Source organism: Roseateles aquae (assembly GCF_032337115.1).
Classification (GTDB): domain Bacteria; phylum Pseudomonadota; class Gammaproteobacteria; order Burkholderiales; family Burkholderiaceae_C; genus Roseateles_C; species Roseateles_C aquae.
Genome location: NZ_JAVXZY010000002.1, coordinates 255,994 through 275,309 on the forward strand (window position 1 = coordinate 255,994; position 19,316 = coordinate 275,309).

A 19,316-nucleotide genomic window follows, 5' to 3' on the forward strand; every position below is an offset into this window, starting at 1 on the left:
TCAAGTCTTCAGCCCAACATGAACTTTCAGGTCACCGTCCAACCCAGCGGCCGTACGTTTGCCGTCGAGCGCGATGAAACCATGCTCAGCGCCGCGATCCGGCAGGGCCTGGGCTTGCCCTATGGCTGCAAGGACGGCGCCTGCGGCTCCTGCAAGAGCAAGCTGCTGGAAGGCCGCGTCATCCATGGCGCTCACCAGGCCAAGGCCTTGAGCGAGGCCGAGGAGGCTGAGGGCTTGGTGCTGACCTGCTGTGCCACACCGCAGACCGATTGCGTGTTGGAGGCCCGCACCGTGCCCGGCGCCGGCGAGTTCCCGGTGCTGAAGCTGCCCAGCCGGCTGATCAGCATCGACAAGCCGAGCACCGACGTCGCCGTGCTGCGCCTGCAACTGCCGGCCACCCAGGCCTTCCAGTACCACGCCGGCCAGTACGTCGAGTTCATCCTGCGCGATGGCGCGCGGCGCAGCTATTCGATGGCCAATGCGCCGCACAACCTGGGCACGCCGGCCGCCATCGAGCTGCACATCCGCCATATGCCCGGCGGCAAGTTCACCGACCATGTCTTTGGCGCGATGAAGGAAAAAGACATCCTGCGCATGGAAGGCCCCTTCGGCAGCTTCTTCCTGCGCGAGGACAGCGACAAGCCCATCGTGCTGCTGGCCAGCGGCACCGGCTTCGCGCCGATCAAGGCCATCCTCGAGCACATTCAGCAAAAAGGCATCACGCGCCCGGTGACGCTGTACTGGGGCTGCCGCAGCAAGGCCGATCTGTATCTGCACGACTGGGCCCTGCAGGCCGCCACGACGATGCCTGGCCTGCGCTATGTGCCGGTGCTCTCGGAGCCACGCGCCGAAGACGGCTGGGACGGTCGCACCGGCTTCGTCCACCAGGCGGTGATGGCCGATCTGCCCGATCTCTCCGGCCATCAGGTCTATGCCTGTGGCGCCCCGGTGATGGTCGAGGCCGCGCAGCGGGAGTTTATGGCCCACTGCGGTCTGCCCGCCGACGAGTTCTTTGCCGACTCCTTCACCTCCGAGGCCGACAAGCTGTCGCCCGCCTGACCCCATCGCCTTAGACCGCCCGACATGAAGCACTTCAGCCCGCCCTATTCCAGCGCTGCCCAGTTCGAGCAGCAATTGCGCGAGCAGGGCTCGGCGGTGATGGCGCCGGAAAGCCTGCGCCATTGGCTGGGCTGCGGCGAAGCCGAGTTGGCGGCTCTGGCTCCCTTCTGGCAGCAGCTGCCGCCGGACAACTATCTGCGCGATGGTGGCCGCTACCGCTTTCGCCGCCATGGCAGCTTTGTCGTCGACGCGTCGGCCGCTGCGCCGGTGCGCCAGGTTGAGCACCGTGCCCACTGGCAGCCGCTGGATTACAACGCGCTGCACGGCGGCCTGGAACGCTGGTTCGAGCCGATGGACGAGGCGCTGCTGGCGCTGCCGGGCTGGTCACGCATCCTCGAGGCGCTGGCCGCCACGGCCAGCCGCTTGAAGGGCGCGCAGCCCTGGTTCGTCGAAGCCCATCAGTTCCGCATTGACACCGCTGACGGCATCGGCCGGCCAACACCCGAGGGCGCCCACCGCGACGGCGTCGATTTCGTTGCCGTCTTCCTGGTCCAGCGCGAAGGCATCAAGGGCGGCGAATCGCGCGTCTTCGAAGCCGCCGGCCCGCGTGGTCAGCGCTTCACGATGAGCGAGCCCTGGACCCTGCTGCTGCTCGACGACGAGCGGGTGATCCATGAAACCACCCCGATCCAGCCAGTGGCCGAGCATGGCTGGCGCGACACCTTGGTGATCACGCTGCGGCGTGGCAGCTTCCAGGACCCCTTGCCCGGCGACAGCAGCGCGGCCTGAGCAAAACTGCGCTGGAATGCGAAGTCTGCATCAAAGCATGACGAATCCGCTGCAGCGCGCCAGGCCTCAAACTGCAGCCTGAAGCTACACTTTGCCCCGCGCCAGGCCACAAGCCAGCGCAGTCCAGGCGCCCCTCGCGATACGAATGGGCGCCTTTGTCCATCCATGCATCACGAGTGCCACGTTCATGACCACCTCCAGCCTCGCCCGCGCGCTGCAAGAAGCGCCCGAATCGATCCCCAGCTCGCTGTTCGGCCTGCCCGATCAAGCCGCCCATGAGCGCGTGCTGTTCGCCACCGACGAACAAACCGGCCTGAAGACCATTCTGGCCGTGCACAGCACCGCCCGTGGCCCGGCCTTTGGCGGCTGCCGCTTCTGGAGCTATGGCAATGAACTGGCCGCACTGAACGACGCGCTGCGTCTGGCTCAAGGCATGAGCCTGAAGAACGCGCTGGCCAATCTGCCCTTTGGCGGCGGCAAGGCCGTGATCCTGAAGCCTGCCGGTGAATTCGACCGTACTGCGCTGTTCGCCGCCTTCGGCCGCGCCGTCGCCTCGCTGAACGGCGCCTACATCACCGCCGAGGACGTCGGCACGACGACCGGCGATATGCGCATCGTCCAGCAGCACACCCAATTCGTCAGCGGCATTCCGCGCGACGGCGCCTTCGGCGGCGACCCCAGCCCGAAGACGGCCTGGGGCGTGTTCGTCTCGATCGAAGCCGGCGTACGCCTGCACCTGAAGCGCGACACGCTGGAAGGCGTGCGCGTGGCCGTCCAGGGTCTGGGCGCTGTGGGCTGGCATCTGGCCGAGTTCCTGCACAAGGCTGGTGCCAAGCTGCTGGTCGCCGATGTCGACGCCGCCAAGGTCGCTCGCGCTCAGGAACTGTTCGGCGCGCAAGCCGTGCACGTCAATGAAATCCTGGCCGCTGATGTCGACGTGCTGGCACCTTGCGCACTGGGCGCCGTGCTGAATGCCGGCACCGTGCCGCAGATCCGCGCCAAGCTGGTCGCCGGCGCCGCCAACAATCAGCTGGCCACCGCCGCCGATGGCGACACCCTGCATGGCCGCGGCGTGCTCTACCTGCCCGACTACCTGGTCAACGCCGGCGGCATCGTCAGCGTCGCCCGCGAGTTCCGCAATGAAGGCGAAGAATCGGCCGTGATGGCCGAGGTCAGCCAGATCCGCGACCGCGTCGCCGAGCTGCTGGATCGCATCCGCGTCAGCGGCAACACCCCGGCCCGCGAAGCCGACGCCTGGGCTCGCTCCAAGCTCGTGGCGGGTTGATGGACCACCCCCTACGGCCTGACGGCCACCCCCTCAAGGGGGCAAGCGCGTAGGCCCGGCGGAGCCGGATCCTCGCGCTTCGTTGGATGGCGGCCGAGCGAATGCCCCTTGCGGGGCTATCGCCGGCCGTCTTTTCTTTTTGCGCTGCGGTGACGCTTACTCACCGAGGTAAGCAGCGCGCACCTTGGGATCGTTCAGCAGGGTCTTGCCCTCGCCGGTCATCGTGACGATGCCGCTCTCCATCACATAGCCGCGGTTGGCGGCGGCCAGTGCGCGGCTGGCGTTTTGCTCGACCAAGAGGATGGTCACGCCCTGGCCGTGGATTTCGTTGACGACCTCGAAGATCTTGTCGACCATGATGGGCGACAGGCCCATCGAGGGTTCGTCCAGCAGCAACACCTTGGGCTGGGCCATCAGCGCGCGGCCCATGGCCAGCATCTGCTGCTCGCCGCCGCTCATCGTGCCGGCCAGCTGCAGGCGGCGTTCCTTCAAGCGAGGGAAGATGCCGAACACGCGATCGATATCGGCTTCGATCTGCGCCTTGTCGTTGCGGATGTAGGCGCCCATCTGCAGGTTCTCGGTGATGGTCATCCGGGTGAAGGTGCCCCGCCCTTCGGGCACCATCACCAGGCCTTGCTTGACCAGATCCCAGGCGCCCTGGCCCTTGATCGATTTGCCCAGGTACTGGATGTCGCCATCGGCGACGGCCTGCAGCCCGGTCACAGCCTTGAGCGTGGTGGTCTTGCCCGCGCCATTGGCACCGATCAGGCTGACCAGTTCGCCCTGGCGCACTTCGAAGTTCACGCCCTTGACGGCCTGGATGCCGCCGTACGCGACCTTCAAGCCGCTGACTTTCAACAATACTTCGCTTGTCATTTGTGACTCCATGTCTGAACTGCGCCTGCCCGGTATTCCCGAGCGGAGCGCGAGGGTCCGGCTCTGCCGGCCCTAGGCGCTCGCCCCCTTGAGGGGGCTGAGGCCGGACTCAAGCAGCCTGCTGTTTGAGCCTGCCGAAGGGTCAGGCCTCCTGGCCTGACGCGGTCGGCAGACCGCGTAGCGCATAGGGGGTGGGCCATCAGTGCGCGGCGTGGCCTGCACCGAGGTAGGCCTCGATCACCTTTTCATTGCGTTGCACCTCGGCCGGCGTGCCTTCGGCAATCTGCTTGCCGTAGTCCAGCACGGTCACGCGGTCGCACAGGCCCATCACCAGCTTGACGTCGTGTTCGATCAAGAGAATCGTGCGGCCGTCCTTGCGGATGCGGTCGATCAGCTCGCGCAACACGACCTTTTCGGTCGCGTTCATGCCGGCGGCCGGTTCGTCCAGCGCGATCAGCTTGGGGTCGGTGGCCAGCGCGCGGGCAATCTCCAGCCGGCGCTGGTCGCCGTAGCTGAGGGTGCGGGCCTTGTATTCCGCGTATTTGCCGATGCCCACGTAGTCCAGCAGTTCCTGGGCGCGCTTCGCAATCGCAGCTTCCTCGGCCTTGAAGCCGGGGCTGCGGAAGATGGCGCCCAAGAGGCCGGAGCCGGTGCGCACATGGCGGCCGACCATGACGTTTTCCAGCGCGGTCATCTCGGCGAAGAGCCGGATGTTCTGGAAGGTGCGGGCAATGCCGGTCTTGGCCACCTGGTGCACGGCGGTGGGCGCATAGGGCGCGCCGCCGAGCTCGAAGCTGCCGGCGTCGGGCGTGTACAGCCCGGTGATGACGTTGAAGAAGGTGGTCTTGCCGGCGCCGTTGGGGCCGATCAGGCCGTAGACCTGGCCTTTGTTGATCTGGATGCCCACGTCGGAGAGGGCTTGCAGACCGCCGAAGCGCTTGGACACGCCGGCTACTTTGAGAACGATGTCGCTCATGGTGGGGGGCTCTCCGGCGTCTTTACTTGTTGTTGGCCAAGGGCTGGGGCGCGGCTTTGCCGTGCTCGGGGCTGGGCCACAGGCCGCGTGGGCGCAGGAGCATGATGCTGATCATCGCCAGCGCCACCAGCAGCTGGCGCAGGATGGCGGCGTCAAGCCGGCCGCCGGTGGCTTCTTGTAGCGGACCGGCCACATAGCGCAGCACTTCGGGCAGGGCCGAGAGCAGGAGCGCGCCGAGGATCACGCCGGGGATGTGGCCGATGCCGCCGAGCACGACCATGGCGACGATCATCACGCTTTCCTGCAGGCTGAAGGACTCGGGGCTGACGAAGCCCTGAAAGGCGCCGAACATCGAGCCGGCCACGCCGCCGAAGGTGGCGCCCATGCCGAAGGCCAGCAGCTTGAGGTTGCGGGTGTTGATGCCCATGGCCTTGGCGGCGATTTCGTCTTCACGGATGGCCATCCAGGCGCGGCCGATGCGCGAGTCTTCCAGGCGCGAGCAGATCAGCACCGAGATCACCACCAGGGCCAGGAACAGGTAGTAGTACTGGCTGACCGAGGGCAGCGTGAAGCCGAAGATCTCCAGCGGCTTGCCCAGGTCCAGCCCGAAGACGTGGATGGCGTCGATCTGGCCGATGCCGCGCGGGCCGTTGGTGATGTTCAGCGGGTATTCCATATTGTTCAGGAACACCCGGATGATTTCGCCGAAGCCCAGCGTCACGATGGCCAGGTAGTCGCCGCGCAGCTTGAGCGTCGGTGCGCCCAGCATCACCCCGGCGAAGGCGGCAAGACCTGCCCCCAGCGGGATGATCAGCCACAGCGGCGAGTGCAGCCCGCCGGGGAAGGCGGCGGCAAAGCCTTCGAAGTTCTCGCTCAGGTGCGGGCTGGCCAGCAGCGCAAACATATAGGCGCCGACCGCGTAGAAGGCCACATAGCCGAGGTCCAAAAGACCCGCGTAGCCGACCACGATGTTCAAGCCCAGCGCCAGCATCACATAGAGCAGCGCCAGGTCGATGATGCGCACCGGCCCGTTGCCGAATTGCTGGGCAATCAGCGGGACGATCAGCAGGCCCAGGGCCGACAACAGAAAAACGATCAGCTTCTTGGTGTTTTGCATTTGAGTGTCTCCTTCAGGCGCGGTCAGCGACGCGCTCACCCAACAAGCCAGACGGACGCAGCGTCAGCACCAGGATCAGTGCGACGAAGGCGAAGATGTCGGCGTAATGGCTGCCGAGGATGCCGCCGGTCAGGTCGCCCAGATAGCCGGCACCGATCGCCTCGATCAGCCCCAGCAGCACGCCGCCGACCATGGCGCCGGCCAGATTGCCGATACCGCCCAGCACCGCCGCGGTGAAGGCCTTCAGGCCGGGCATGAAGCCCATCGAATGCTGCACCGTGCCGTAGTTGGCCGCCCACATCATGCCGGCCACGGCGGCCAGCGCCGCACCGATCACGAAGGTGGCCGAAATCACCATATCGGGCTTCACGCCCATCAGGCCGGCCACCTTGGGGTTCTCGGCCGTGGCGCGCATCGCGCGGCCCAGCTTGGTGTGATTGACCAACCAGAGCAGGCCGCCCAGGATGACGACGGTGGTGATCAGGATGATGACCTGGGTGACAGAGATCACCGGACCGCCGAGGTTGATCGGGTCGGTTGGCAGCAGCAGCGGGAAGGGCTTGGGATTGGGCTTCCAGACAATCATTGCCAGCGTCTGCAAGAGCAGCGACATGCCCATGGCCGTGATCAGCGGTGCCAGACGCGGCGCGCTGCGCAGCGGCCGGTAGGCGATCTTCTCGACCAGGAAATTCAGCAGCGTGCAGACGACGACAGCACAGGCCAGCGCGATCAGCATCAGCACCCAACCCGGCAGGCCGGTGTCGGCCAGCTCCGTGACCACCGTCCAACTGACCATGGCGCCGACCATCAGGATCTCGCCATGCGCGAAGTTAATCAGGTTGATGATGCCGTAGACCATCGTGTAGCCCAGTGCCACCAGCGCATACATGCTGCCGAGCACGAGACCATTGATGATCTGCTGGACAAAGGTTTCCATAGACACTTCTCCGGTTCGACTTGCTGCCCTGTGAGGCAGACTCTTTTCTTGGTGCGCTTGCTGGGAGCCAACAAAAAGGCCCACCTTGCGGATGGGCCTTCGCATCGCTCTCAGCGCCTGCAGGCTGTGCCGATTTTAGAAGTGCGCAAATCGGCAAATTTGATGGGGATTACCCGCTGGGCAAGGCCGCAGTAGCGTGTTGAATAGCGTGTTGAACAATGCGCCATCTGTACTCCTCAGACCTCGGCTTTCAACGATTCAATCATCGCTGTCCGCATCAGCATTGCGCTGCCGCAAGTCGCGCAGCCGCTCACCGATACGCAATTCCAGCCCACGCGGCACCGGCTCATAGAACTGCTGCCCCTGCAGACCATCGGGCAGGTACTGTTCTCCGGCAACAAAACCATCGGGATGCTCGTGGGCATAGCGATAGTCCCGACCATAGCCCAGATCCTTCATCAAGTGGGTAGGAGCGTTGCGCAGATGCAAGGGCACCGGGCGGCTGCCATCCTGCTTGACCAGGGCCCGAACCGTCTTGTAGGCGCTGTAGACCGCATTCGACTTGGGCGCCACGGCCAGGTAGACGACGGCCTGGGCCAGCGTCAACTCCCCTTCCGGCGAGCCCAGGCGCTCATAGGTTTCGGCCGCATCCAGGCACAGGCGCAATGCCCGCGGATCGGCCAGACCGATATCTTCGCTGGCCATGCGGATCAGGCGGCGGCTGATGTAGCGGGCGTCAACGCCGCCATCGAGCATGCGCGCAAACCAGTACAGCGCCGCATCAGGATCGGAGCCGCGCACCGACTTGTGCAGCGCCGAGATGACGTCGTAAAACTGCTCGCCGCCCTTGTCATAGCGGCGCAGTTGCTCGCCCAGCGCGCGCTCCAGCGCCGCCTCGTCGATCTCGGCCGCGCCCTTGGGGGCCAGCGCCGCAGCGGTGTCCACCGCATTGAGCAGCCGGCGCGCATCGCCATCGGCATAGGCGGCCAGCCGTTTGGCCGCGGCTGCACTGAAGGGCGGGCAGCCCAGCGCCTGTTGACCACGTGCGACCAGATCAAGCAACTCGGCCTCGTCCAGCGCCTTCAACACATGAACCGTGGCTCGCGACAGCAGCGCCGAGTTGACCTCGAAGGACGGGTTCTCGGTCGTCGCGCCGATGAAGGTGAACAGCCCCGACTCGACATGGGGCAGAAACGCGTCCTGCTGCGATTTGTTGAAGCGATGCACCTCGTCGACAAACACAACGGTGCGCCGCCCCTGCGCCTGCGCCGCCAGCGCACGATCGACCGCCTCGCGGATCTCCTTCACACCGCCCAGCACCGCCGAGATGGTGATGAATTGGGCGTCGAAGGCCTGCGTGAGCAGCCGCGCCAAGGTCGTCTTGCCGACGCCGGGCGGGCCCCAGAGGATCATCGAGTGCAGCCGGCCGGTCTCGAAGGCCACGCGCAGCGGCATGCCCTCACCCAGCAGCTGGCGCTGGCCGATCACATCGGCCAGCTGCATCGGCCGCAGCCGCTCAGCCAGCGGCTGGGCGCTGCCGACCAGGGCGCTGCGCTTGCCCGCGCCGGCACTGGCGCCGGCACTTGGCGGCGTACCGGCTGGCTCAGCCGGACTCGACCATTCGGGAAACAAGGACTCAGTCATGCGCACGACACGGCCGGATCACGGCTGTGGCCTTCATTGCTCCAGCAGATCCGCCCCCTTGGGCAGCTCGAAGCGGAAATGCTCGGCCGGCAGCGGCACATTGAACTGGGCCGCGCTGAACTGCAGCAGCGAGCGCTGGCCAAAGCTGTCAAGAATCTCGATGGCCGCCAAGTCCTTACCCTTGAAGCCAACGCGCAGGTTCTGCACATTGCCCTCAGCCTGGCGCGGCGTGGCCAGCACCCAGTCCAGACCGCCCTCGGCCGGCTGGGCCTTGAGTACGAAATCGCGCGCCATCGTGCCGCCGGCCAGCAACGCGGCCGGCGTCGAGCCCAGCGCCTGGGCCAGCTTGCGCGAGCTGGCCTGCATCAGGCCGGGGTCATAGATCCAGACCTTCTCGCCATCACCGACGATCAGCTGCTCGGCCGGCTTGGCATAGACAAAGCGAAACTGGTTGGGGCGCTGGAACTCGAAGCTGCCAGTGATGCTTTTCTTGCGCTGACCGTCGGCCGTGCTGACCGTCTGCACAAAGTTCGCCCGACCGCTCTTCACCTCGCGCAGGAAGTCGTTCAGGGCCTGCACGCCATCGGCCTGCACGGCCGTGGTGGCAAAGGCGCACAGCAGCGCCGCAATCCGCAACATCATCATTCCTCGCGCTTGGGCAACAGCAGATCGCGGTTGCCATTGGTGGCCATGGCCGAAACCAGGCCGGACTTTTCCATTTGCTCCAGCAGCCGCGCCGCCCGGTTGTAGCCGATGCGCAGATGGCGCTGCACCAGCGAGATCGACGCGCGCCGGTGCTGCAGCACCACGGCCACCGCCTGGTCGTACATCGGGTCGGCTTCGGTGCCCTGGCCATTGGCCTCGCCGCCGGCACCGCCCTCGCCGCCTTCGGCGTCCAGCACGCCACCTTCGAGAATGCCCTCGATGTAGTTGGGCTCGCCGCCCTGGTCCTTCAGGTACTGGACGACGCGGTGCACCTCCTCGTCGCTGACAAATGCGCCATGCACCCGCACCGGCAGGCCGGTGCCCGAGGCCATATAAAGCATGTCACCCATGCCCAGCAGCGCCTCGGCGCCCATCTGGTCAAGGATGGTGCGACTGTCAATCTTGGAGCTGACCTGGAAGGACAGGCGCGTCGGGATATTGGCCTTGATCAGGCCGGTGATCACATCCACCGAGGGGCGCTGCGTGGCCAGGATCAGGTGGATGCCGGCGGCACGCGCCTTTTGCGCCAGACGGGCAATCAATTCCTCGATCTTCTTGCCGACGACCATCATCAGGTCGGCCAGCTCGTCAATAACCACCACGATGTGCGGCAGCCGTTCCAGCGGCTCGGGCTGTTCGGGCGTCAGGCTGAAGGGATTGCCGATCTTCTCGCCGCGCTCGTCGGCCTCGACGATCTTCTTGTTGTAGCCGGCCAGATTGCGCACGCCCATCTTGGACATCAGCTTGTAGCGCCGCTCCATCTCGCCGACACACCAGTTCAGCGCGTTGCCGGCCTGCTTCATGTCGGTGACCACCGGCGCCAGCAGGTGCGGAATGCCCTCGTAGACGCTCATTTCCAGCATCTTGGGGTCGATCATGATCAGCCGCACATCACGGGCTTCGGCCTTGTAGAGCAGCGACAGAATCATCGCGTTGATACCGACCGACTTGCCTGAGCCGGTCGTGCCCGCCACCAAGCAATGCGGCATCTTGGCCAGATCGGCAACCACGGGCGCGCCGATGATGTCCTTGCCCAGCGCCATCGTCAGCATCGAGGGCGCATCGGCATAGACCTGCGACCCGAGGATTTCCGACAGGCGGATGGTCTGGCGTCGCGCATTCGGCAACTCCAGCGCCATATAGTTCTTGCCGGGAATGGTCTCGACGACCCGGATGCTGATCAGGCTCAGCGAGCGCGCCAGATCCTTGGCCAGATTGACGATCTGCGAGCCCTTGACGCCGGTGGCCGGTTCGATCTCGTAGCGCGTGATCACCGGGCCTGGCGAGGCGGCCACCACGCGCACCTCGACGCCAAAGTCGCGCAGCTTTTTCTCGATCATCCGGCTGGTCATCTCCAGCGACTCCGGCGTCACCGTCTCGATACGCGGCGGTGCGGCGTCAAGCAGATCGACCTGCGGCAGCTTGGTATCGGCCAATTCGGTGAACAGTGTGCTCTGGCGCTCCTTGGCCACCCGGGTGGACTTGGGCACATCGACGACCGGCGCCTCGATGACGATGGGCACATGCTCCTCGACCACCTGACGTTCCACCTCGACGACCTGCTCGCGCTCGCGCTTGGCCACCTTGCCAACCCGCTTGTCTTCGGCAATCTCCAGCCGCTCGACGCGGCGATGGCGCAGGCCCTCGACCCAGGTGCCGATCAGCTCGGCCAGGCGCAGCCAGGAGAATTGCAGCGTCACACCCATGCCCAGCACCAGGAGCGCGATCCAGACCACGCCGGAGCCGGCAAAGCCCAGCATCTTCATGCTCCAGGGGCCGAGCAGATAGCCGAGCACGCCGCCGGCATGGCCGCCGGGCAGACGCTGCTCCCAGCCATACAGGCGCGACCACTCCAGCGCACAGCTGGCACACATCAGCAAGACCAGACCGGCCCACCAGACCGAGCGGCGGCGCCAGATCGGCTGCAGCGACAGTGCCGGCATTTCACTACGCAGCAGCCCGGCCAGGCTGCCCAGCCACAGGCGCGCCAGGCTCAGCACCAGCCACCAGCAGGAGTAGCCAAAGGCGAAAAGGAGCAGATCGGACACCCAGGCGCCAACCGCGCCAACGCGGTTGTGCTGCAGCTCATGGGCGCCGGAGCTGGAAAAGCCGGCATCGCCACCGTCGTGGCTGATCAGCGCCAGCACGAGCAGGCACCAGAGCAGACCCGAGATCGTCAGCCACAGCGGCGTGCGCAGCGGGCCGGGGTGGTCGGGCTCGGGTGCGGCGGCCTTGCGGGTGCCGCGCTTGTGGACCTTGCTGTCGCCGGTCGTGGCGCCATCGCCACCCAGCAATGAACCGAGAGGAAAACTCATGCCCTCATTGTGGCCCAGGAATGGCATGGCGCCGCCCGGGCCGGGCAGGCGTTCAGTCGTGCAGGCGTTCCTTGATGACGACCGAACCGTTCTCCAGTGTCTCGATGACGCCGCGATCTTCCAGATCCTTCATCACCCGGCTGACCATCTCGCGTGAAGCGCCGACGACCTTGGCCATGTCCTGGCGCGAGACCTTGCCGCGGATGATCTTCAAGCCCTTTTCTTCTTCGGACATATCGAGCAGCGTGCGGGCCACGCGGCCATAGACATCCAGCAGGGCCAGCGACTCGATCTGGCGATCGGCATTGCGCAACCGGGCGACCAGCCCGCGCAGGATGGCGTAGGACAGGCTGCTGCTCTCCGGCAGGCAGCGCGAGAACTCGATGCGGCCCAGCACCAGCATGTCCGTCTGCACCTCGGCGCGCACGGTGGCCGAATGCGGCTCGCCGTCGATCAGACTCATCTCGCCGACGTAGTCGCCGGGCTGCAACACGGCCAGGATGACCTCACGGCCACGGGTATCGGCAGTCAGCACGCGGGCACGGCCGTTGAGCAGGATGAACAGCGCATTGGACTTGGTGCCCTGCTCGACGATCACTTCACCGCGCTTGAAGCGGCGCTTGACAACGCTGTCCGCGATCGATTGCGCCTGATCAGTGGTGAGCAAGGAGAACAAGGGCACCCTGCGGATCAGGTCCAGATTGGACAGCATTGCCATGAGATCGACCTCCGTTGACTATGGTCTGTTGAAAAGCCGTCAGCGCGCTGTACGGCCTCTTGCCTAGAATGCAAGTTATTGTGCCAATTAAGTCACGTGCATCCATAGGGTAATGGCCGAATAAGCGGCAGCGTCGCCGCTTGTTTGCCCGCCCAGCAACCCCATATCACCCCCATGAGCGACACCAACCAACACGCCAAGCTGCTGATCCTGGGTTCCGGCCCGGCCGGCTACACCGCCGCCATCTATGCCGCGCGCGCCAATCTGAACCCGCTGCTGATCACCGGCATGGCCCAGGGCGGCCAGCTGATGACCACCACCGAAGTCGACAACTGGCCGGCCGATGTGATGGGCGTCCAGGGCCCGGAGCTGATGCAGCGCTTCCAGGAGCACGCCGAGCGCTTCCAAACCAAGATTCATTTCGACCATATCAACGAGGTCGATTTCTCCAGCCGCCCCTTCAAGCTCAAGGGTGACAGCGGAACCTACACCTGCGACAGCCTGATCATCGCCACCGGCGCCTCGGCCAAGTACCTCGGCCTGCCCTCGGAAGAAGCCTTTGCCGGCCGCGGTGTCAGCGCCTGCGCCACCTGCGATGGTTTCTTCTACCGCGGCCAGGAAGTCTGTGTCATTGGTGGCGGCAACACCGCCGTCGAAGAAGCGCTGTACCTGTCCAATATCGCCAGCAAGGTCCATCTGGTCCACCGCCGCGACAAGTTCCGCGCCGAACCCATCCTGGTCGACAAGCTGATGGAAAAAGTGGCCGCCGGCAAGATCGAGCTGCAGGTCTTCCACACGCTGGATGAGGTGCTGGGCGACCAGAGCGGCGTGACCGGCGTGCGACTGAAGCATGTCGATTCCGGCGCCACGAAGGACATCGCGCTGCAGGGCTGCTTCATCGCCATCGGCCACCAGCCCAACACCGACATCTTCAAGGGCCAGCTGGAGATGAAGGACGGCTATATCGTCACCCGCAGCGGTCTGAACGGCTTTGCCACCATGACCAGCGTGCCCGGCGTGTTTGCCGCCGGCGACGTGCAGGATCATGTCTACCGTCAGGCCATCACCAGCGCCGGCACCGGCTGCATGGCCGCCCTGGATGCCCAGCGCTTCCTGGAGCAAAACGAGGGCTGAACTGCCCCTCGGCCCGCCAAGCGGGTCGTGAAGCGATTGAAGCCATCTGGATCAGCCTCGCAGCTGGCCCAGACGGCTTTTTTCCGCTATACTCGCAGGCTTGCTTGCTGGATGGACCACGCCCACGGCGGTCAAGCAGGGCGTCCGGAGATTCAATTTCCTGATGCGCCCGACGAGACTTCCAAGGGTTTAGCTTGCATATAGTGGTCATGTGGCCGCCTGGCGTGGCCATCACTCGATGTGATGGGCTCGTTGTTTCGAAAGCGAACGCGGGTGCTTGGGCGGCTGGTTAAACAAATCAAGAACGGAGAAGCGTCATGGCACGCGTCTGTCAAGTCACGGGCAAGAAGCCCATGGTCGGGAACAATGTCTCCCACGCCAACAACAAGACCAAGCGTCGGTTCCTGCCCAATCTGCAGTACCGTCGTTTCTGGCTGGAAACCGAAAACCGTTGGGTGCGCCTGCGTATCAGCAATGCTGCTCTCCGTCTGATTGACAAGGTCGGCATCGACCAAGTCGTCGCTGATCTGCGCGCCAAGGGCGAGCTCTGATCATTCGCTGAACATCTAGGAGCATCACCATGGCAAGCAAAGGCGGACGCGAGAAGATCAAGCTGGAATCCACTGCAGGTACCGGCCACTTCTACACCACGAACAAGAACAAGAAGACGACGCCCGAAAAGCTCGAATTCATGAAGTTCGATCCCAAGGCCCGCAAGCACGTCCTGTACAAGGAAATCAAGCTGAAGTAATTCGGCTGTGCTTCGAGCAATAAAAAACCGCCTGGCGTGCCGAGGCGGTTTTTTTATGGCTGACCGGGCTCCAAAGCCCGGCTGGCCTCACTGACTTACAGACTGCTGCGTCGATCGGCAGCAAACTCGCTGGCAAACCAGCGGTCAATCATCTGCTTCTCGTACTGCAGGGCGCCGCTGTAACGACCGGAGAGCCGCTGCAAGTAGTCCATTTCCGAGAGTTCCGTCGTCGCTTCCTTGAGCACCGTGCCGGCCTCGTCACGCAGCACATAGTGCAGCTTCATCGATGGCCAACTGACCTGGCGCAGCACCCGCACCTCTTCCATCCGGTGCCTGAACAGCGGCTCGACTTCACCGGCCAGATTCACCTGCAGCACTTCGATGCTGAGCTTTTGGGTCGCCGGCAACGCCGATTCCGCCGCCTTTTCCAGATGCGCCTTCAGGCCAGCCAAGGCCTCGTCGCGATCACGGGAAGAGCGGCCGATGTCGGCATAGCCATCCGGGGCGACAAAGGTAACTTCAGCGCTGGCCGCCCAGGCGGGGACCGCACAGGCCGTCAATACAGCGGCAAGAACCAGGGCATGACGGCCAATTTGCTTGATCGACTTCATCATTCAATCCTCCATCTGCTTGCTGAACACAGATGAAGTATAGGAAGCAGCGATGCAAAAAGGCGCCCCGCAGGGCGCCCTTTACCGTTTCATTACGCGGCCGTCAAAGACTGTCATCAAGCCCGTTCAGAATCGATACAGACTCAGGCGCGCGCCGCGCGCAGACTCATCGAGAAGCTGCGTAGTTCGGCGATGCCGCTCTCCTCGGCCACCTTGCACCATTGCTGCAAATCCTTAACCAACTGCTCGGCCGAGACATTGGTGCGCGTCCACAGCTGGCGCAGCTCTTCACGCATGACCAGCAGCTTGTCCAGCGCCGGGCTGGCGGCACGCACGCCGGCCAGGTCGCGCTGCACGTCCTCTGGGATATGGTCGGCGTCGCGGTGCAACCAGCGCTTGGCCAGCTTGAACTGCTGCCACTTGGCGCTGTGCTGTTCGCCTTGCTCCTTCAGGCGATTGAGCTCCTGCGTGCAGGCCGCCTTCAGGTTGCGGCCATAGCTGGCCATGATCTCGTAGCGGTTGGCGATGATGGCTTCCAGCGTGTCCTTGTCGGCCACGGCCTTCAGATCGCCCATGCGCAGCTGCGGCGCAGTCTTGCGCACCTTGGCCCACCCCAGCAGCTCGAAGGCGCGGATATAGCCCCAGCCAATATCAATCTCAAAGGGCTTGACCGAGAACTTGGCCGAAGTCGGATAGGTGTGGTGGTTGTTGTGCAGCTCTTCGCCACCGATCCACAAGCCCCAGGGCGAGACATTGGTCGACGCGTCCTGGGCTTCGAAATTGCGATAGCCCCAGTAGTGTCCAATGCCGTTGATCACACCGGTCGCCCAGACGGGAATCCACACCATCTGAATGGCCCAGATCGTCAGGCCGATGGCACCAAAAAGCGCAAGGTTGATCAGGGCCATCAACACAATGCCTTCCCAGCTGAAGCGGGTGTAGAGATTGCGTTCAATCCAGTCATTGGGCGTGCCCGTCCCGTACTTGGCCAGCGTTTCCTTGTTCTTGGCTTCGGCACGGTAGAGCTCGACACCGGTCAGCAACAAGGCCTTCAGGCCGCGGGTTTGCGGGCTGTGCGGGTCTTCCTCGGTCTCGCACTTGGCATGGTGCTTGCGATGAACGGCGACAAATTCCTTGGTCACCAGGCCCGTGGTCAGCCACAGCCAGAAGCGGAAGAAGTGCGAGGGGATGGGGCCGAGATCAAGCGCGCGATGGGCCTGTGCGCGGTGCAGGAAGATCGTCACGCCAAGGATGGTGAGATGGGTCACCACCAAGGTGTAGACCACGATCTGCCAGGCGCTGGCAGCGCTCAGGCCTTGGCTCAGCAACTCCAGCAGAGCGTCGCGCACGATCAACAATTCATTCATTCGGTCCTAACCCTGCTCCACTCGGAGCGTCCTGAGCCTGCAAAAATCAGCGGCGATTGTAGGTGAGCCACTCTAGCGGCCCCATCGATTCAGATTCAATCCGGGCCGCAGCGGCCAGTGCCTTATTGCCGCTTTTCCCAAGCTGCTGCAAAGAAACCATCGGTCTGGTGGCGATGCGGCCAGAGGCGCACAAAGCCGTTCTCGCACAGCTGCTCGGCCTGGCCGACATGGGCGCGCGTCAGCGCCTCGGCAGCGTCCAGAGGCAGGAAGTCCGCGTGCGCGGCACTGAAGGCCTGAGCGATCTCCTCGTTCTCGGCTTCCAGCAGGCTGCAGGTGGCATAGACCAGACGGCCGCCTGGCTTGAGCAAGCGGGCGGCGCTGTCCAGGATGGCGGTCTGCTTGGCCTGCAGTTCCTGCACCGCCTTGGGCGACTGGCGCCACTTCAAGTCAGGATTGCGGCGCAGCGTGCCCAGGCCCGAGCACGGCGCGTCGACCAGCACGCGGTCGATCTTGCCGGCCAGGCGCTTGATGCGCTCGTCGCGCTCATGAACGATCTGCGCCGGATAGACATTGGACAGACCACTGCGCGCCAGCCGCGGCTTCAATGCATCAAGGCGGTGGCCCGAGATGTCGAAAGCGTAGAGGCGGCCGGTATTGCGCATCGCGGCACCCAGCGCCAAGGTCTTGCCACCGGCACCGGCGCAGAAGTCGACCACCATCTCGCCCCGCTTGGCATCCAGCAGCAGGGCCAGCAGCTGGCTGCCTTCGTCCTGCACCTCGATCGCGCCGCTGGTGAACAACTCCAGCTTGTTCAGCGCCGGCTTGCCCTGCACACGCAGACCCCAGGGCGAATAGGGCATGGGCTCGGCATCGATGCCGGCAGCCTTCAGCGCTGCTTGAGCGTCCTCGCGCTTGCTCTTCAGCATATTGACGCGCAAATCCAGCGCCGCGCCCTCGTTCATCGCCTCGGCCAGCGCCCAGAACTCGGCATCACCCAAGCGCTTCTGCAGCGGCTCGGCCAGCCATTCGGGCAGATTGTGGCGCAGCTTCTCGGGCAGGCTGGCAAGGTCGATGCGTTTGACATCAGCCAGCCACTGCTGCTCGGTCGCGCTCAGCGCCCCACGCAAAAACGTCTCGCTGCCGGCCCAGGCCAGCAAGGCCAGGCGGCGTTCGATCGGGCCGCTACCCGATTGCGCCAGGTTCTGCAGCAGCGGACGCTGGCGAAGCACCGTATAGACGGTCTCGGCCAGGGTATGGCGCTCACGTTGGCCAAGGGCCTTGTTCTTGCGAAAGAAGGCGGACACCACGCCGTCGGCCGGCGCGTCGAGTTTGAGCACGGCGCGCAGCAGCTCGCAGCTCAGGTCAAGAAGGGCATTAGGATGCATGGGCCCGATTATCCCAGGCGGCTGATGGTTTCCAGCAGTTCCAGCCGGAGAGTCAAGAATTCCGATCCAAGCCCATGAGCAGCCAAGACCTCCCCGCCCTGCCCGACACGCCCACCGGCCGCTACCGCCACTACAAAGGCCTCGACTACGAGGTAATCGGCGCGGCCCGCCACAGCGAAACGCTGGAGCCGCTGGTCGTCTACCGGCCGCTGTACAACAGCAGCGGGCTGTGGGTGCGCCCCCATGCGATGTTCTTCGAGCAGGTCGAACACGAAGGCCGCCTGCAGCCGCGCTTTGCCCGGCTGGTCGAATGAAGCTCTGGCTGCAACTCAGCCACCATCTGCGGCTGCGGCCGCGGCTGAGCATTGCCGTGCTCGCCGGTGCGCTGCTGGCGACCGTCTGGCCCAGTACGTTGCCGCTGCTGACGCGATTGCTGCTGGGCTGGAACGTCGGCGTCTGGACCTATCTGCTGCTGATCCTGTGGCATATCGGCCGCGCCGACAGCGCCCACGTGCAGCGCCAGGCCCGCGCGCTGGCCCAGGGCATGCCCGTCGTGCTGGTGCTGGCCGTCATCGGCGCCCTGGCCAGTCTGGCGGCGATTGCGCTGGAGCAGGCCCAGGTGCGCCATGGCGGCAATGTTGTGCAGGGCTGGCCCTATCTGCTGCTGGCGATTACCACCGTGGCCGGATCCTGGCTGCTGCTGCCGGTCGAGTTCGCGCTGGCCTATGCCAGCCTCTACCACCGCGGTGACGCGGGCGCGCATGGCCTGGAGTTTCCCGGCGACACCAGCGCGCTGGACTACAGCGACTTCCTCTACTTCTCGATCACGCTGGCCGCGACCTCGCAGACCTCGGACGTGACCGTCAGCTCACGCGCCATGCGCAAGCTGGTGCTGCTGCAGGCGCTGCTGTCCTTCGTCTTCAACACCGGCGTGCTGGCCTTGACGATCAATATCCTGGCCAGCCTGATCGGCTGAGGCAAAGATGCTCAGCTGAAGGCCTGCGCCTGGCCGCCCAGCTGGCGAACACGGCCATCGGCGATGCCCAGCTGGCCTTCGACGAACCAGCGCACCGCCGCCGGGTACATCCGGTGCTCCAGCTTCAGCACCCGTGCCGCCAAGGCGGCCTCGTCATCGCCCGGCTGCACCGCCGCCACGGCCTGGGCCACGATGGGGCCATGATCCAGCTCGGCGGTGACGAAATGCACCGTGGCCCCGGCGAACTGGCAGCCGGCCTGCAAGGCGCGTTGGTGGGTATGCAGGCCGGTGAAGGCCGGCAGCAGCGAGGGATGGATGTTCAACATCCGGCCCTCGTAATGGCGGGTGAAGCCGGGCGTGAGGATGCGCATGAAACCGGCCAGCACGACCAGATCGGGCGCAAAGGCGTCGATCTGCCGGGCCAGCTCGGCATCGAAGGCCTCGCGATCGGCAAAGGCCTTGTGATCGACCACCACTGTTGGCACACCATGGGCGGCGGCAAAGGCCAGGCCGGCTGCATCGGGGCGGTTGCTGATCACCGCGGCGATGCGCGCCGGCCACTGCTCGCCCGCGCAGGCCTTGACGATGGCCTCCATATTGGAGCCACGGCCGGAAATCAGGATCACGATGTTCTTCATGGGGCGGCAGTGTAGCCGGCCGGCTCTCCCTAC

The 19,316-nt window shown here is 64.9% G+C and carries 20 protein-coding genes; 8 read left to right on the forward strand and 12 right to left on the reverse strand.

The window, feature by feature from the left end; genetic code table 11:
- The first annotated feature begins 18 nt into the window (after window positions 1–18).
- From RQP53_RS06435 to RQP53_RS06445, 3 genes are all read left to right on the forward strand, one after another.
- The gene (locus RQP53_RS06435) at window positions 19–1,059 is read left to right on the forward strand and encodes a CDP-6-deoxy-delta-3,4-glucoseen reductase (RefSeq protein ID WP_315649401.1); all 1,041 of its coding nucleotides are present in this window, start codon (window positions 19–21) and stop codon (window positions 1,057–1,059) included.
- A 24-nt stretch (window positions 1,060–1,083) separates the two neighbouring features.
- Window positions 1,084–1,848, forward strand: coding sequence for a 2OG-Fe dioxygenase family protein (locus tag RQP53_RS06440; RefSeq protein WP_315649402.1), 765 nt, complete (start codon window positions 1,084–1,086; stop codon window positions 1,846–1,848).
- A gap of 187 nt (window positions 1,849–2,035) precedes the next feature.
- A complete protein-coding gene (locus RQP53_RS06445) occupies window positions 2,036–3,133 on the forward strand; it encodes a Leu/Phe/Val dehydrogenase (protein ID WP_315649403.1) in 1,098 nt (365 codons plus the stop codon).
- Between the two features lie 156 nt (window positions 3,134–3,289).
- Here RQP53_RS06445 and RQP53_RS06450 read toward each other — a convergent pair whose 3' ends face one another.
- The 8 genes from RQP53_RS06450 to RQP53_RS06485 form a co-directional block, all read right to left on the reverse strand.
- On the reverse strand, window positions 3,290–4,009 hold the full coding sequence (locus RQP53_RS06450) for an ABC transporter ATP-binding protein (protein ID WP_315647921.1): 720 nt from the start codon (window positions 4,007–4,009) through the stop codon (window positions 3,290–3,292).
- Between the two features lie 199 nt (window positions 4,010–4,208).
- Window positions 4,209–4,985, reverse strand: a complete 777-nt coding sequence (locus RQP53_RS06455; RefSeq protein ID WP_315649405.1) for an ABC transporter ATP-binding protein — start codon at window positions 4,983–4,985, stop codon at window positions 4,209–4,211.
- 22 nt (window positions 4,986–5,007) lie between these two features.
- Window positions 5,008–6,102, reverse strand: coding sequence for an ABC transporter permease subunit (locus RQP53_RS06460; RefSeq protein ID WP_315649406.1), 1,095 nt, complete (start codon window positions 6,100–6,102; stop codon window positions 5,008–5,010).
- Between the two features lie 13 nt (window positions 6,103–6,115).
- Window positions 6,116–7,039: a branched-chain amino acid ABC transporter permease gene (locus RQP53_RS06465; protein WP_315649407.1), complete on the reverse strand. Its 924-nt coding sequence runs from the start codon at window positions 7,037–7,039 to the stop codon at window positions 6,116–6,118.
- 258 nt (window positions 7,040–7,297) lie between these two features.
- The gene (locus tag RQP53_RS06470; RefSeq protein ID WP_434064063.1) at window positions 7,298–8,683 is read right to left on the reverse strand and encodes a replication-associated recombination protein A; all 1,386 of its coding nucleotides are present in this window, start codon (window positions 8,681–8,683) and stop codon (window positions 7,298–7,300) included.
- A 33-nt stretch (window positions 8,684–8,716) separates the two neighbouring features.
- Window positions 8,717–9,322 (reverse strand): outer membrane lipoprotein periplasmic chaperone LolA, encoded by a 606-nt coding sequence (gene lolA / locus RQP53_RS06475; RefSeq protein WP_315649408.1) that lies wholly within the window; start codon window positions 9,320–9,322, stop codon window positions 8,717–8,719.
- Window positions 9,323–9,324: 2 nt separating this feature from the next.
- Complete coding sequence (locus RQP53_RS06480; protein WP_315649409.1) at window positions 9,325–11,703, reverse strand: DNA translocase FtsK; 2,379 nt, start codon at window positions 11,701–11,703, stop codon at window positions 9,325–9,327.
- 52 nt (window positions 11,704–11,755) lie between these two features.
- Window positions 11,756–12,421 (reverse strand): Crp/Fnr family transcriptional regulator, encoded by a 666-nt coding sequence (locus RQP53_RS06485; RefSeq protein ID WP_315649410.1) that lies wholly within the window; start codon window positions 12,419–12,421, stop codon window positions 11,756–11,758.
- A 174-nt stretch (window positions 12,422–12,595) separates the two neighbouring features.
- On the opposite strand from RQP53_RS06485, the gene trxB reads away from it, so the two are divergent.
- The 3 genes from trxB (at window position 12,596) to rpmG (ending at window position 14,306) form a co-directional block, all read left to right on the forward strand.
- Entirely contained in the window at window positions 12,596–13,555 is a 960-nt protein-coding gene (gene trxB, locus RQP53_RS06490) for a thioredoxin-disulfide reductase (protein ID WP_315649411.1), read from the forward strand.
- Between the two features lie 317 nt (window positions 13,556–13,872).
- Complete coding sequence (rpmB, locus tag RQP53_RS06495; RefSeq protein WP_137945616.1) at window positions 13,873–14,106, forward strand: 50S ribosomal protein L28; 234 nt, start codon at window positions 13,873–13,875, stop codon at window positions 14,104–14,106.
- Window positions 14,107–14,135: 29 nt separating this feature from the next.
- Window positions 14,136–14,306 (forward strand): 50S ribosomal protein L33, encoded by a 171-nt coding sequence (gene rpmG / locus RQP53_RS06500; protein WP_025564431.1) that lies wholly within the window; start codon window positions 14,136–14,138, stop codon window positions 14,304–14,306.
- A gap of 95 nt (window positions 14,307–14,401) precedes the next feature.
- Here rpmG and RQP53_RS06505 read toward each other — a convergent pair whose 3' ends face one another.
- The 3 genes from RQP53_RS06505 to RQP53_RS06515 form a co-directional block, all read right to left on the reverse strand.
- On the reverse strand, window positions 14,402–14,917 hold the full coding sequence (locus RQP53_RS06505; protein ID WP_315649412.1) for a DUF3016 domain-containing protein: 516 nt from the start codon (window positions 14,915–14,917) through the stop codon (window positions 14,402–14,404).
- Between the two features lie 143 nt (window positions 14,918–15,060).
- Entirely contained in the window at window positions 15,061–16,284 is a 1,224-nt protein-coding gene (locus RQP53_RS06510) for a DesA family fatty acid desaturase (RefSeq protein ID WP_315649413.1), read from the reverse strand.
- Between the two features lie 122 nt (window positions 16,285–16,406).
- Window positions 16,407–17,669: an RsmB/NOP family class I SAM-dependent RNA methyltransferase gene (locus RQP53_RS06515; RefSeq protein ID WP_315649414.1), complete on the reverse strand. Its 1,263-nt coding sequence runs from the start codon at window positions 17,667–17,669 to the stop codon at window positions 16,407–16,409.
- A 74-nt stretch (window positions 17,670–17,743) separates the two neighbouring features.
- Here RQP53_RS06515 and RQP53_RS06520 point away from each other — a divergent pair, with 74 nt between their 5' ends.
- Together RQP53_RS06520 and RQP53_RS06525 are read left to right on the forward strand one after the other, a co-directional pair.
- Window positions 17,744–17,983 carry a DUF1653 domain-containing protein gene (locus RQP53_RS06520; RefSeq protein WP_315649415.1) on the forward strand — a complete coding sequence of 80 codons (240 nt, stop codon included), beginning with the start codon at window positions 17,744–17,746 and terminating at the stop codon, window positions 17,981–17,983.
- The gene (locus tag RQP53_RS06525) at window positions 17,980–18,645 is read left to right on the forward strand and encodes a DUF1345 domain-containing protein (protein ID WP_315649416.1); all 666 of its coding nucleotides are present in this window, start codon (window positions 17,980–17,982) and stop codon (window positions 18,643–18,645) included. Before RQP53_RS06520 ends, RQP53_RS06525 begins: the two co-directional genes overlap by 4 nt.
- Before the next feature lie 11 nt (window positions 18,646–18,656).
- On the opposite strand, the gene purN is transcribed toward RQP53_RS06525, so the two are convergent.
- Window positions 18,657–19,283 (reverse strand): phosphoribosylglycinamide formyltransferase, encoded by a 627-nt coding sequence (gene purN / locus RQP53_RS06530; RefSeq protein ID WP_315649417.1) that lies wholly within the window; start codon window positions 19,281–19,283, stop codon window positions 18,657–18,659.
- Window positions 19,284–19,316 lie beyond the last annotated feature (33 nt).

What these genes read in the sequence shown, in the direction of transcription:
- rpmB (WP_137945616.1), top strand. Translation starts at nt 13,873, where the DNA reads ATGGCACGCGTCTGTCAAGTCACGGGCAAGAAGCCCATGGTCGGGAAC.
- RQP53_RS06485 (WP_315649410.1), bottom strand. Translation starts at nt 12,421, where the DNA reads ATGGCAATGCTGTCCAATCTGGACCTGATCCGCAGGGTGCCCTTGTTC.
- RQP53_RS06470 (WP_434064063.1), bottom strand. Translation starts at nt 8,683, where the DNA reads ATGACTGAGTCCTTGTTTCCCGAATGGTCGAGTCCGGCTGAGCCAGCC.
- RQP53_RS06505 (WP_315649412.1), bottom strand. Translation starts at nt 14,917, where the DNA reads ATGAAGTCGATCAAGCAAATTGGCCGTCATGCCCTGGTTCTTGCCGCT.
- RQP53_RS06510 (WP_315649413.1), bottom strand. Translation starts at nt 16,284, where the DNA reads ATGAATGAATTGTTGATCGTGCGCGACGCTCTGCTGGAGTTGCTGAGC.
- RQP53_RS06520 (WP_315649415.1), top strand. Translation starts at nt 17,744, where the DNA reads ATGAGCAGCCAAGACCTCCCCGCCCTGCCCGACACGCCCACCGGCCGC.
- RQP53_RS06525 (WP_315649416.1), top strand. Translation starts at nt 17,980, where the DNA reads ATGAAGCTCTGGCTGCAACTCAGCCACCATCTGCGGCTGCGGCCGCGG.
- rpmG (WP_025564431.1), top strand. Translation starts at nt 14,136, where the DNA reads ATGGCAAGCAAAGGCGGACGCGAGAAGATCAAGCTGGAATCCACTGCA.
- RQP53_RS06455 (WP_315649405.1), bottom strand. Translation starts at nt 4,985, where the DNA reads ATGAGCGACATCGTTCTCAAAGTAGCCGGCGTGTCCAAGCGCTTCGGC.
- lolA (WP_315649408.1), bottom strand. Translation starts at nt 9,322, where the DNA reads ATGTTGCGGATTGCGGCGCTGCTGTGCGCCTTTGCCACCACGGCCGTG.
- RQP53_RS06445 (WP_315649403.1), top strand. Translation starts at nt 2,036, where the DNA reads ATGACCACCTCCAGCCTCGCCCGCGCGCTGCAAGAAGCGCCCGAATCG.
- RQP53_RS06435 (WP_315649401.1), top strand. Translation starts at nt 19, where the DNA reads ATGAACTTTCAGGTCACCGTCCAACCCAGCGGCCGTACGTTTGCCGTC.
- trxB (WP_315649411.1), top strand. Translation starts at nt 12,596, where the DNA reads ATGAGCGACACCAACCAACACGCCAAGCTGCTGATCCTGGGTTCCGGC.
- purN (WP_315649417.1), bottom strand. Translation starts at nt 19,283, where the DNA reads ATGAAGAACATCGTGATCCTGATTTCCGGCCGTGGCTCCAATATGGAG.
- RQP53_RS06440 (WP_315649402.1), top strand. Translation starts at nt 1,084, where the DNA reads ATGAAGCACTTCAGCCCGCCCTATTCCAGCGCTGCCCAGTTCGAGCAG.
- RQP53_RS06480 (WP_315649409.1), bottom strand. Translation starts at nt 11,703, where the DNA reads ATGAGTTTTCCTCTCGGTTCATTGCTGGGTGGCGATGGCGCCACGACC.
- RQP53_RS06450 (WP_315647921.1), bottom strand. Translation starts at nt 4,009, where the DNA reads ATGACAAGCGAAGTATTGTTGAAAGTCAGCGGCTTGAAGGTCGCGTAC.
- RQP53_RS06515 (WP_315649414.1), bottom strand. Translation starts at nt 17,669, where the DNA reads ATGCATCCTAATGCCCTTCTTGACCTGAGCTGCGAGCTGCTGCGCGCC.
- RQP53_RS06460 (WP_315649406.1), bottom strand. Translation starts at nt 6,102, where the DNA reads ATGCAAAACACCAAGAAGCTGATCGTTTTTCTGTTGTCGGCCCTGGGC.
- RQP53_RS06465 (WP_315649407.1), bottom strand. Translation starts at nt 7,039, where the DNA reads ATGGAAACCTTTGTCCAGCAGATCATCAATGGTCTCGTGCTCGGCAGC.